The sequence below is a fragment of the Flintibacter hominis genome, from assembly GCF_014287965.1.
In the GTDB taxonomy this organism is placed as follows: Bacteria; Bacillota; Clostridia; order Oscillospirales; family Oscillospiraceae; genus Lawsonibacter; species Lawsonibacter aceti.
Map to the genome: position 1 here is coordinate 37,148 of NZ_JACOPO010000004.1, position 12,227 is coordinate 49,374.

The 12,227-nt window shown below is 56.5% G+C and carries 11 protein-coding genes and 1 other annotated feature; of the genes, 2 read left to right on the forward strand and 9 right to left on the reverse strand.

The window, feature by feature from the left end:
• Positions 1 to 41: 41 nt before the first annotated feature.
• The 3 genes from H8S11_RS07205 to H8S11_RS07215 all read right to left on the reverse strand — a co-directional run bounded on the left by H8S11_RS07205 (position 42) and on the right by H8S11_RS07215 (position 4,081).
• Positions 42 to 722, reverse strand: coding sequence for a hypothetical protein (locus H8S11_RS07205; protein ID WP_147570628.1), 681 nt, complete (start codon positions 720 to 722; stop codon positions 42 to 44).
• A gap of 183 nt (positions 723 to 905) precedes the next feature.
• Positions 906 to 3,548, reverse strand: a complete 2,643-nt coding sequence (locus H8S11_RS07210) for a valine--tRNA ligase (RefSeq protein WP_186852684.1) — start codon at positions 3,546 to 3,548, stop codon at positions 906 to 908.
• A 23-nt stretch (positions 3,549 to 3,571) separates the two neighbouring features.
• Entirely contained in the window at positions 3,572 to 4,081 is a 510-nt protein-coding gene (locus tag H8S11_RS07215; RefSeq protein ID WP_186852685.1) for a YcxB family protein, read from the reverse strand.
• 48 nt (positions 4,082 to 4,129) lie between these two features.
• Positions 4,130 to 4,335: a binding site (T-box leader), on the reverse strand.
• Positions 4,336 to 4,705: 370 nt separating this feature from the next.
• On the opposite strand from H8S11_RS07215, the gene H8S11_RS07220 reads away from it, so the two are divergent.
• Complete coding sequence (locus H8S11_RS07220; RefSeq protein ID WP_186852686.1) at positions 4,706 to 5,161, forward strand: GyrI-like domain-containing protein; 456 nt, start codon at positions 4,706 to 4,708, stop codon at positions 5,159 to 5,161.
• A gap of 196 nt (positions 5,162 to 5,357) precedes the next feature.
• Here the strand turns inward: H8S11_RS07220 and H8S11_RS07225 are convergent, their stop codons facing one another.
• The 6 genes from H8S11_RS07225 to H8S11_RS07250 all read right to left on the reverse strand — a co-directional run bounded on the left by H8S11_RS07225 (position 5,358) and on the right by H8S11_RS07250 (position 11,542).
• Complete coding sequence (locus tag H8S11_RS07225) at positions 5,358 to 6,146, reverse strand: type III pantothenate kinase (protein WP_147570632.1); 789 nt, start codon at positions 6,144 to 6,146, stop codon at positions 5,358 to 5,360.
• A 175-nt stretch (positions 6,147 to 6,321) separates the two neighbouring features.
• A complete protein-coding gene (locus H8S11_RS07230; RefSeq protein WP_240287152.1) occupies positions 6,322 to 7,554 on the reverse strand; it encodes a murein hydrolase activator EnvC family protein in 1,233 nt (410 codons plus the stop codon).
• 143 nt (positions 7,555 to 7,697) lie between these two features.
• Positions 7,698 to 8,588, reverse strand: a complete 891-nt coding sequence (gene ftsX / locus H8S11_RS07235; RefSeq protein WP_147570634.1) for a permease-like cell division protein FtsX — start codon at positions 8,586 to 8,588, stop codon at positions 7,698 to 7,700.
• The gene (gene ftsE / locus H8S11_RS07240; RefSeq protein WP_147570635.1) at positions 8,572 to 9,261 is read right to left on the reverse strand and encodes a cell division ATP-binding protein FtsE; all 690 of its coding nucleotides are present in this window, start codon (positions 9,259 to 9,261) and stop codon (positions 8,572 to 8,574) included. The genes ftsX and ftsE overlap by 17 nt, the downstream gene beginning before the upstream one ends.
• Positions 9,262 to 9,617: 356 nt before the next feature.
• Entirely contained in the window at positions 9,618 to 10,709 is a 1,092-nt protein-coding gene (locus H8S11_RS07245) for a PucR family transcriptional regulator (protein ID WP_147570636.1), read from the reverse strand.
• A gap of 107 nt (positions 10,710 to 10,816) precedes the next feature.
• Entirely contained in the window at positions 10,817 to 11,542 is a 726-nt protein-coding gene (locus H8S11_RS07250; RefSeq protein WP_186852687.1) for a pseudouridine synthase, read from the reverse strand.
• A 185-nt stretch (positions 11,543 to 11,727) separates the two neighbouring features.
• Here H8S11_RS07250 and H8S11_RS07255 point away from each other — a divergent pair, with 185 nt between their 5' ends.
• Positions 11,728 to 12,204, forward strand: coding sequence for a DUF4830 domain-containing protein (locus H8S11_RS07255; protein WP_366460902.1), 477 nt, complete (start codon positions 11,728 to 11,730; stop codon positions 12,202 to 12,204).
• Positions 12,205 to 12,227 lie beyond the last annotated feature (23 nt).

Consider the following 12,227-nt stretch of genomic DNA (forward strand, 5'->3'; position numbering starts at 1 on the left):
TGATGCAGTATGTGTCATTATAAGTGCTCCATTCTCCGCTGTCAAGTGATTTTTAGCTCTTCTTTGTTCAGTCGTCCGAACTCATACAGGGCGGCGAGCAGGTCCAAATCCTCCCGATCTCCCTCCCCCAGATGTGGAGCTGACAGGGACAGGCCCGCCAGATCCGGTGCATGTCCGTAGAGCTCCAGCGTAGGCTCCTCTCCCCTGGCCCCGTCTGGATGAAAGCAAAGAGCCGCCTGCCCCCCTTCTCTCCGTGGCAGGATAGGCACACCGAACTCCCCGCGCAGCCATCGGGCCAGCTCCTCCCCTCCTTTGGGCGCGTCGATGACCAGGTTCCGGACTTGAGAACAGAGCGTTACGGCGACACGGGTCATCTCCCAGTCTGCCCGCGCCCCGCATAAAACCACGGTGGACCGATCCGGCGCCGCTCCCCTCCGCTCCAGCAGCGCCAGTGCCAGCGCCGGTGACTGGGCCCGCAGGAAAGGCCCTGGGTCCACTGGAGCTAGCCCATATTCCGACAACAGAGGCCAACAGGGGAACCCTCTGGGGACCAGCACCCGGCGGGCTCCGCCCCGAAACAGTGCCCTTCCCGCTTTCTTGACACGCCGCTCCCACCAAAAGCTGTCCATATCGGCGCGCACCCGCAGCACCGGCAGGCCGTAGAGCTTTTCCCGCTCTCCCTGTCTGGGTCCGCCTGAGCCGAATACCAGTTGTCCGATCATATCCTCACCTCTTATGTGGGAGGATATGCGGAATAGTCCTGGGATATGGTTGGCAGATGTATCTTTATTCGATTCGTTCCCGGTTCCGCGGCGCTCCCTTTCCCAGAATGGAAAAACCGCCCAGCATCAGCCCATAACCATCTAAGAAAGAGCCGGACAGTTATCCCTGTCCGGCTCTTTTTCTCACATATTCTTCAGCTGTTCCTCCAGCTTGGCTACCAGCTCGTTGAGCTTGACAGCCCTCTCCTTCTCCGCCTCCACCACATGGGCAGGAGCCTTGTTGACAAATCCGGGGTTGGCCAGCTTGGCATTCAGCTTCTGAAGCTCATCAAAGTTCTTCTTCCGCTCCTTCTCCATGCGGGCCTTCTCTTTCTCCATATCCACCAGCTCGGCCAGAGGCATGGACAGCTGGGCGGCATGGGTGACTACGGTGACCTGTCCCGCTCCCTCAGAGGTCTGGCCCGCGGGAACAATGGTCACCTCACCCGCGTAGGCCAGCTTTTTCAGGAAGGGCACGCCCAGCTCAAATACCTCCGCCTCATCGGTCGCTACGGTAAGGTGGGCCTTTTTGGAGGGGGGCACGTTCATCTCGCTGCGGCGAGTACGGACAGCCCGGATGGCATCCATAATGAGCTCCATGGCCTTCTCCTCGTCGGGGAAGTCCAGCTCATCCCTGTGCTCGGGCCAGGACTGGAGCATCAGGAAGGAACCCTCCTCCACCTCGTCTCCGTGGGGCAGCGCCTGCCAGATCTCCTCGGTGATAAAGGGCATGAAGGGGTGAAGCAGCTTCAGCATCTGGGTGAGCACATAGCACAGCACCTGCTGGGCCCGGACCTTGCTGTCCTGGTCCTCGCCCTGAAGGCGGGTTTTGGTCAGCTCGATATACCAGTCACAGTAGTCGTCCCAGATGAAGTCGTAGATCTTCTGGGCGGCCACGCCCAGCTCATACCGGTCCATGTTGTCGGTGATATCTGGAATGACCCGGTTGAGCTTGGACAGGATCCACTTGTCCTCCAGCTCCAGCTTGTCGGGCAACTGGCACTTGTCAATGGTCAGGTTCATCTTCAGGAAGCGGCTGGCGTTCCAGATCTTGTTGGCGAAGTTCCGCATAGCCTCGCACCGCTCAGTGTAGAAGCGCATATCGTTGCCTGGGCTGTTGCCGGTGACCAGATTGAAGCGCAGGGCGTCAGCGCCGTACTTCTCGGCGATCTCCAGAGGATCGATGCCGTTACCCAGAGATTTGGACATCTTTCGGCCCTTGTCGTCCCGGACCAGGCCGTGGATAAACACAGTGTGGAAGGGGGGCTTTTTGGTCTGCTCACAGGCGGAGAAGATCATCCGGGCCACCCAGAAGAAGATAATGTCATAGCCGGTGACCAGTACGTCGGTGGGATAGAAGTAATCCAGATTGGGGGTCTTCTCCGGCCATCCCAGGGTAGAGAAGGGCCATAGAGCGGAGGAGAACCAGGTATCCAACACATCAGGGTCCCGGTGGATCTTCTTAGAGTGGCACTTCTCGCACTCGGTGGGGTCCTCCCGGCTGACGGTCATGTGGCCGCAGTCATCGCAGTACCACACAGGGATCTGATGTCCCCACCACAGCTGGCGGGAGATACACCAGTCATGCACATTCTCCATCCAGTTGGTGTAGGTCTTGGCAAATCGCTCAGGGACAAACTTGACCTCACCCTCGTTGACTACCCGCAGGGCCTCCTTGGCCAAGGGGGCCATCTTGACGAACCACTGGGCGGAGATGATAGGCTCCACGTCGTTGTGGCAGCGGTAGCAGGTGCCAACGTTGTGGGAGTAAGGCTCCACTTTTTCCAACAGGCCCATGGCCTCCAGGTCGGCGATGACCGCCTTCCGGGCCTCGTACCGGTCCATCCCCTGGTACTTGCCGCCGTTGGCGTTGACCACACCGTTGTCATCCAGCACCCGGATGGTGTCCAGATTGTGGCGCAGGCCCACCTCGAAGTCGTTGGGGTCGTGGGCGGGGGTCATCTTCACGCAGCCAGTGCCGAAGTCCATCTCCACATAGTCATCGGCTACAATGGGGATCTCCCGGTCCATCAGGGGCAGGATGCAGGTCTTGCCCACCAAATGCTTGTACCGCTCGTCATTGGGGTTGACGGCCACGCCGGTGTCGCCCATCATGGTTTCCGGCCGAGTGGTGGCAACCACCAAATAGCCGGACCCGTCAGAGAGGGGATAACGCATATGCCATAGGTGGCCGGGCTTGTCCTGGTACTCCACCTCCGCGTCACTGAGGGCGGTGGTACAGTGGGGGCACCAGTTAATGATGCGGCTCCCCTTGTAGATCAGGCCCTTATCATACAGTTCACAGAAGGTCTCCCTGACAGCCTTAGAGCAGCCCTCGTCCATAGTGAACCGGGCCCGGTCCCAGTCGCAGGAGGAGCCCATCTTCTTCTGCTGGGCTACGATGCGGCCGCCGTACTTCTCCTTCCAGTCCCACACCCGTTCCAGGAACTTATCCCGGCCCAGGTCATAGCGGGTCAGGCCCTCGTTCTCCCGCAGGTCCTCCTCCACCTTGATCTGGGTGGCGATGCCGGCGTGGTCCGTGCCAGGGACCCACAAGGCGGCATAGCCCTGCATCCGCTTGAAGCGGATGAGGATGTCCTGAAGGGTGCAGTCCATGGCGTGCCCCATATGGAGCTGTCCTGTCACGTTGGGGGGCGGCATGACGATGGTAAACGGCTTCTTTTTCGGGTCCCGGCGGCCCTTAAAGCACCCCGCCTTTTCCCAGTTCTCATAGATGCGGCCTTCGGCCTCCTGGGGCTCGTAGACCTTGGGCAGTTCAATACTCATAGCGTTTCTCCTACTTTCTAAAATCAGACATTCTGAATGGTCTTTTTTGTTTTGCTCTGGATCAGGGAACGGAATCGCTCCAGCTCGCCGCTGGCGAAGGTCCTCTTGTCCAGAATATAGCCCCGGCGGCTGTCCTCCAGGAGGATGAAGTAGCGGTCCCCCTCCAGGATGGAGGCGATGTCGTCATAAGACATCCGCTGCTCGCCGCCGCCCACGCCGGCGACGGTCCACCCCTCCTGGTCAAAGGTGTTGGTGAACACCTTCACTCCCTTCATAATGAGCTTCACCATGAGGAGGGCCCTCAGCTGATTTAAAAACAGGGTCCACAGCAGAATTACAGCGCCCAGCAGGGCCAGCAGGACCTGGAGGATGCCGGTAAACTGGAAGCGTGCGGCAAACAGGAGGAGCAGGGCCAGAGCTGCGAACAGGACCCGGAGAGCGATGCTCTGACCCCTGTGGGTGGCCCGGGTTACCATGCGGTTCATGGCCACATAAGCTCCCCAGTCATAGACAGTCTCATTGGTGATCTTCATATGCGTAGCTCTGCTCCTTTCGGAATATAAAAACGCCCCAAGCCGTTGGCTCAGGGCGATCAAAAACCGCGGTACCACCTGAGTTCGGGCACAGCGCCCGCGCTCGATCCCATAACGGCGGGGACCGCCGCCCCTTACTACCGTTCTGGGGCGGAGCTTGGAAGCCACTTCACCGGGGTTCCCGGAGCGCTTTCACCAGCCGCGCCCTCTCTGCACCGTTCTACCCGGATACTTCTCTTCCGCATCGCTTTTGTTGGGCCCTATTATATGGGATTTCTCCCCATCTGTCAAGGGGCCTGCTCTCTCATCCCTATTCCCCTTTGGACAAATGGGACCTGACTCCGTCGATTTCACTATGAATTGAATAAAACAGGAAAATATGATAAAGTAACCAAAAAGATAAACCTCTATTTGGACGCGAATCTATTTCTGAAATTAAGCATTCCATGAGCAATATGCAGATATGTATGGCAAGTTTGTAAGAGTATATTTCAAAGATGGTTCTGTACGCAATGGATTTTATGAAAATAGCTCCATTCCTATCAGTTGCGAGGCAATCAAAATCGCAGATATTCAAAGGATGGAATTGTTTTGCCAATAACTTTGAATCTGAGGAGATACAGAATGATGAAAGTAATAAAGGAAAAATTTGTTGTCATTGGAAAAGAGGGCTCAACATTAGACGGCGAAGGATTTATTCAAAAATTGTGGAATGATGCAAATAGTAATTTTAGTGAGGTAGCGCATCTGGCAAAGAGAGACGCAAATGGGAGTATTGTGGGAATATGGGGTGCTATGTCTGATATTTCTCACTCATTTAAGCCGTGGGAAGATGGCTTTCGTAAAGGCTTGTATCTGGCAGGGGTAGAATGTGTTGATAGCGCAGAAGCACCTGATGGATGGGTAAAATGGACAATACCAAGTTATGAGTATATAGTTGCTGAAAACCATAGGGGGGTGTTTGAAAAAATCATTGGACAAATGAATCAGGAGGGCATTTCTCTGGTCGGAGCAGTTCACGATTATACTGACCCAGCAACAGGAAAAGGCTATTTATATTTTCCAATCAGAGAAGTATAATAAACATTACTTTATCGATCTGTTCGCGTAAAAAAGCGCCTCCCTTCGTCACTTTGACGAAGGGAGGCGCTTTATCCTGCTCTCTTCGGATTCGCAGTGGTCCCCCGTTGGTAGAGATGCCAGTGGCTGACACAAGCCTCCCTCCCAGCCACACATCGCTAGGTTCATAGAATTTAATCGGTCGGGACCTTCTACCTCATTCCTCTCCTTTTCTCCGCTCCTGGAGATTCTTTTTGTAGAGGATATTCAACCCCTTCAGCAGCAGATCCTTCTCTAGTGTCATCTCTCTGCGGCACAGGGGGGCGATAAACTGCGCCATGCCTCCGGTGGCCACCACGGTGGTAGAATAGCCCAGTTCCTCCTCTACCCGGTCCAGCATCCCGTCCAGCATGGCGGCGGTGCCGTACATAATGCCGCTGCGCATACAGTCTACTGTGTTCTTGCCGATGACCTTCTTGGGCCGGTCCAGCCGGATTCCAGGAAGCTGGGCCGTGCGGGAGGTCAGCGCCTCCAAAGATACCCGAACGCCGGGGATGATACATCCTCCCACATAGGTATTGCCCCGGTCCACCACCTCAATGGTGGTAGCGGTGCCCAGGTCCAGCAGGGTCAGGGGAGGTTCGTACTCCGCCAGGGCAGCCACGGCGATCACAATGCGGTCGCTGCCCACTTGGGCGGGGGCGTCCATCTGGATATTCAGCCCGGTCTTGATCCCCGGCCCCACCACCATGGGCTGTTTGCGGATCAGCTTGACCACACCGGTTCGTACGGAGTTGAACACTGGAGGCACCACGGAGGAGATGATGCAGTCGTCGATGTCCGACGGCTTCACATCAAAGAGGGATAGGATATTTTTGATCTCCACCCCATACTGGTCCGAGGTTTTGATGTGGTCGGTAGCGATCCGAGCCTCGAAGGCGATGCGGTCGTCCTGAATACCTCCGATGACGATATTGCTATTGCCGATATCTATGGCAAGGAGCATAGTTTGTCCACCTCGTATCTGGGATGGCTCCCACAGGACCATAAAGTCCCCTGTACCTCCCATTTTATCGTTGGTATTATACAGGATAGGGGCCCCAGGCGCAAGGAAAATTTCCATTTTTCCACGGCGCCGCTAAAAAGCCGCCTTCCCGATACCGGGAGGCGGCTTTTTATTGTCAGTTCAACCGTTTGGTGGTACCCCCGGACCGGACATAGAGGGGGATATCCTTAAAGTAGTTGACCGGGTCCTTTCGGGTGCCGTTGACCCGGATCTCAAAGTGTAGGTGGTTGCCGGTGGAGGAACCGGTGGTACCGACATAGCCCACCACATCTCCCTGCTTCACCGTCTGCCCCTCGCTGACGCCCCGCTTATTCATATGAGCGTAGAGGGTGCTAGTCCCATCGCTGTGGGAGACCACCACATAGTTGCCGTAGGAGCTGTTATAGGTGGAGGTGGTGACCACACCACTCTTGGAGGCCAGAATCTTGGTATTTTTGGGCGCTGGGATGTCGATGCCCGTGTGATTGTGCCTCTTGCCGGTGATGGGGTGGATGCGTCCGGCGAAGAGGGACGACAGCGTTGTGTACCCAGGCAGGGGCCACAGGAAGCCGGACTCGCTCTGCACACCAGATATCTGGGCGGCCATCTCCTTCTCTTTTCTTCTGATCTCCGCATCCAGAGCATTGGCGGCCTTTTGCAGCTCTGCCTCCATGGCCTCCAGTTGATCCTCCTGGGAGCTGATCTCGCCAATGAGCTTATCTACTTCTGCCTCCTGGGCCTCCCGCTCCTTCTTGGCGGCCTCCTGCTCCTTGCGGGCTTCCTCCTGGGCGGCTTTGGCCTGCTCCAGTTCAGCCTTGTCCACCTCTATCTGCTCCCGGATGGCAATCAGGTCGTCCATGACCTTGTTATCATACTCCATGATCTCTTCCACCATCATGAAGTTGTCCAGCAAATCGCTGAAGTCAGCGGAGGAAAACAGGACGGACCAGTAGGACACCTCGCCCTCCTCCTCCATATAGCGAACACGGCGGCAGAACAGGTCGTACTGCTCCGCCTCGTCCGCCTCCGCCTGGGCCAGCTCCACCTCCTTCTCCTGGATGAGCTGGCCGTATTTCTCGATTTGAGCAGTCATGTTGTCTATTTCTTCCTGAATCACGTTGATCTGCCGCTCGATCAGGTCCTTCTGCTGCTGGGCGGCGTTCTTGTCCGCCCGAACGTCCTTCAGCTGGGCCTGTAAATCTTTCTTCTGGTTTGCCAGGGCGCTGGCGTCTTCTTTCAGGTCGTCGATCTCATCCTGGGTAACGGCCGACGCCTCAGGCACCGAATAGGGCCCTGTAAGGGGCAGCAGAATAGCCAACGCTAGCGCCAGTGTCACCACCCGGCGAAATACGGTCTTTCTCTTATTCACAGTATTTCCTCCCAGGTCTATCCGCTCAGTGAATCAATATCTGAGCCAAGATTGGCAACAGCATCATCAGGGCCAAAAAACCGGCCAGTACCCCCATCATGATACGTTGCTTTTTCTGATGCTTCATAAGTTTCTCTCCTATCTCAGACCTGCAAAAATTTCCGGATGGCCAGCAGAGAACCGCATACGCCGATCAGGGCTCCGGTGCCGCAGAAAATGGCCAGAATGTATCGAATCATAGAGGTATAGCTGACCATTGTCACCAGAGACAACCCGTTGCCCTGGATAATCAATTTTGCCACCAGCTGGTAAATGCCCCACTGGGCAAAGAAGGCCAGCAGAGCCCCTGTCAGGCCTAAGATCAGGCCCTCCACTACGAAGGGCCACTGGATGAAGGCATCGGTGGCGCCACACATCTTCATGATGGCGATCTCCTCCCGGCGGTAGAAGGTGGCTAACTTGATGGTATTGGCGATGATAAACAGGGACACCACCAACAGAATCCCGATCAGCACAACAGCTACACCGGTGGCGATATTCCGGGCCAGCACAAAGCCGTTGGCAATATCGATTGCCGCTCGAACGTTGGCCACGCCCGTGACCTGCTCTACCGCGGCTTCAGTCTGTTCCATCTGCTCCAGGTTCTCCACATGGATGCGGAAGCGGTCCCGCAGCACCTCGTCAGGCAGGTCGTCCAGCAGGGGGTTGTTCTCCCGTCCCTCTTTGTAATCCTCCAGAGCCTCTTCCCGACTGACGAAGGTGACTTTTGTCACATTGGGCAGTGTCTCGATCTCCGGCTGGATGGACCGAGCCTGCTCCTCCGTATAGTTCTCGTCAATATAGGCCAGCATCTCATTCTCCGCCTCCAGGTCACCCAGCATATGGTCCAGGTTCACCGCCAGCAGAGAGAAGGAGCCCATAATCAGCAGACAGGCCACGATCATACACACAGCGGCAAAGGACATGAAGCCGTGGGTGAAAATGGAGTGGAACCCCTCGCTAAAATAATATCCCGCGTCAAACTTTCTCGCCATTGTAGTACCCACCCGTTTCGTCGCTGATGATACGTCCGTTCTCGATGGCCACGACCCGCTTGGCAAAGCGGTTGACCAACGCTTTCTCATGGGTAACCACCAAAACGGTAGTACCCAGCTCATTGATGCGCTCCAGCAGCACCATGATCTCCAGGGATCGCTGGGGGTCCAGGTTACCCGTGGGCTCGTCGGCAATGATCATGCTGGGGTTATTGACCAGCGCCCGGGCGATGGCCACCCGCTGCTGCTCGCCGCCGGAGAGCTGTCCAGGATAGCGGTCAGCCTTCTGCTCCAGCCCCACCAGTTGGAGCACATAGGGGATACGCCGCCGCAGCTCCCGATTGGAGGCACCGATGGCCCGCATGGCAAAGGCTAGGTTCTCGTGGACTGTCTTTTTTTCAATCAGGCGGAAGTCCTGAAAGATGATGCCCAGCGTCCGGCGCATATAGGGCACTTGGCGTGGACTGATGTTATTCAAATTGTAGCCATTGACCATTAGCCGCCCCTCAGTGGCCGCAATCTCCGCCGTGATCAGCTTGATTACCGTGGACTTACCCGACCCAGAGGGCCCTACTAGAAAGACAAACTCCCCGTCGTCAATCCGCAGATTCACGCCCTTCAGCGCCTTAGTTCCATTGTCATATTCTTTATGTACATCGATCAGACGTATCATGTTATCTCCGCTCCTCCTCTTTCCAGAGGATATTTTACCAGACCTTTGACAGCCTATTTTGTTGGGACGCGCTTCATAGTTTACACTTGTAACCTTTCCCTGTCAAGAGTCGACAGAAAAAAGCAACGCCATCTCCATCCCTGACTGTTGTAATCAAAGTAAAGTGTACCACAAATCCTGTGTTATGTAAATGACAAAATCAGTAAAGTTCTTCTTTCTTTCTCTCCCGTCCGACTGGTTATCCCCGCATTTTTTGAGGGTCTTTTCCCAACTCTTCGTCCGCCCCATGTGGGGCAAGAATTGGATAAAAAGCCGGGACCGACAAAAGTCGGTCCCGGCTTTTTATCTCAGCTCTCTTAGGACTCAATGCCCCGGGAAATAAGATATTTTTTGACCATCAGGGCCACCTTGAAGGTGATAGCGTCGTCGAATTCCCGCAGGTCCAGTCCGGTAAGCTTCTTAATCTTTTCCAGCCGATACACCAGGGTATTTCGGTGGACAAAGAGCTTCCGGGCCGTTTCAGACACGTTCAGGTTGTTCTCGAAGAACTTGTTGATAGTCAACAGAGTCTCCTGATCCAGGGCGTCAATGGGGTTCTTCTTAAAGACCTCCTGGAGGAACATCTGGCACAGGATGGTGGGCAGCTGATAGATTAGACGGCCGATGCCCAGGTTTTCATAGTTAATAATGGTCTTCTCATTCTCAAAGACCTTACCCACGTCAATAGCCACCCCGGCCTCCTTATAGGCGCGGGCCAGATCTCGGATGTGATTGACCACGGTTCCGATGCCGATGACCACTTTGATACCCAGTTCCTGGGTAACGGCAGTGGCGATCTGTTTGGCGATTTTCTGCAGCTCTCTGGCATCGGCCCCCTCAGGCAGCTGCTTAATCAGGGCCACATCCGTCTCGTTGATAGAGATGACAAAGTCGGTCTGCTTATCGGGGAACAGGCCCTGGATCACGTCGATGGTGGTAACATCGGCAGGCCCCAACTGGCGAACCAGGAAAGCGGCCCTGGGCGCCTCAGATACAAAGTGGAGCTCCTTCGCCTGGGTATAGATGTCCCCCAGCAGAATGTTGTCTGAGATGATATTTTTGACAAAGGTAGCCTTGTCATGCTTCTCCTCGTAGTAAGTCTTTGCGCCGTTAAAGGCCACCACCGCCATTGCGCACAGGGAGGCGGCCAGTTCGTCCTCTCCCTTGACAAAGGCAGCGTAATCGAACTGGGCTCCCCAGCCCGCGAGAGGCTTAAAGGTCTTCCCCTCAAAATAGGCGATGCTGCTGTCAGCCCCATTCACGGCGACCACAGCGCCAGACCAATGCTCTCCGATGCAGGTCAATTCGCTGCAAGCGACCACCATCCCATCAGCGTCGATGACACCCACTGTGCGATTGACACTGTCCTTCATCTGGAGCACGACGCTCTGGAACATCCTGCTTGACACATCGATCCCTCCTAAAATCTCTTTGAACACTGCTTCTATTATAACGGCTGCCCCCCCTGTTTGGCAAGAGGTTTTCTCTATTTTTTTGTGAAAAACGACCAAAAGGCTCAACTGCCGCTCCGAATCCTTTGCAATGCCTCCACTTCCGCCTCCGTCAGAAGGCGCCATTCTCCCTCTTTCAGCTCTTCTCCCAGGGAGAGTGGGCCCATAGACAGGCGCCGCAGAAAGGCCACTGGTTTACCTCGCGCGGCCAGCATCCGCTTCACCTGGTGGTACTTCCCCTCCCGCAAGGTAAGCCGACATTCGTTCCCCCGCCCCAGGGGCTCCAGCAGGGCGGGCAGGCACTGTGATCCATCCCCCAAAACCATACCAGAGGCCAGGGCCTTGCGGTCCTCCTCATTCAGCTGCCCTTCCACCCGGGCGTAGTATACCTTGTCCACATGCTTTTTGGGGGAGAGCAACTCATGGGCCAGCGGGCCGTCGTCCGTGAGCAGCAGCAGGCCCACTGTGTCCTTATCCAGTCTGCCCACGGGAAAGAGCCCCCGGCGGCGCAGATGCTCCGGGAGCAGGTCCAGCACTGTCCTCTGCCGCCGGTCCTCTGTGGCGGACAGCAGACCAGCCGGCTTGTTCATCAGCACATAGACGAAGGGGGCGCAGTCCACCACCTGCCCATCCACTGATATCTCGTCCCGGGCGGGGTCGAACTTGTCCTCCGGCCGGGCGGCCGGCATCCCCCCCGCCTGTACCCGGCCCTGGCGGACCAGGTCCTTCACCTCCCGCCGGGACCAGCGGCCTGTGGAGGCCAGTATCTTATCCAGCCGTTCCAGCGGCATATCCTTCCCCTCCCCTATGGCTGTACCGGGCCTCGCCGCCTCTCAGAGCCGGTTAGAGCCGTCCTGTGAATCTCTGGAGGCCCCTATCCTAAGCTGGGGCCCCTTATTGTCTCCTTTCGGGTATAACCTCGTCCCTTGGCGCATATGGTGAAGGGAGAACGAGCCGACGAAAGGAGAAATGCGCTGTGTTGATCGTGACCGCGAAGGTCCCCAAGCGGAAGCTGGCCTTTGGGGTGGCCCTGGCAGCTATGGCCTGCTGCTGCGCCCTGGTGCTGAATCTGGGCACCTCCGCCGTCCGGGAGGTGGCCTCGCCCTCTGTCCCAGACCCCAAAGGGGTCAAGACGAACGAGGACCGGGTGGCCTATCTGGCCGACTTTGGCTGGCAGGTATCCCCAGAGCCTATCGCTACCCAGGAGATGCTCATTCCCAAGGAGATGGACGAGAGCTATAATGAGTACCTCGCCCTCCAGTCCGGCCAGGGCTTTGACCTGGAAAAGTACGCTGGAAAGCGGGCCAAGCGTTATACCTATGAGATCACCAACTACCCGACGGGAGAAGCCGGCGTACAGGTAAACCTGCTGATCTATAAAAACACCATCATCGCTGGCGAGGTCCTCTCGCCCCAGCTGGACGGCTTTCTCCACGGGCTGGCTATGCCTTGAAGGCCCCGCGGACTGGGGGTGCG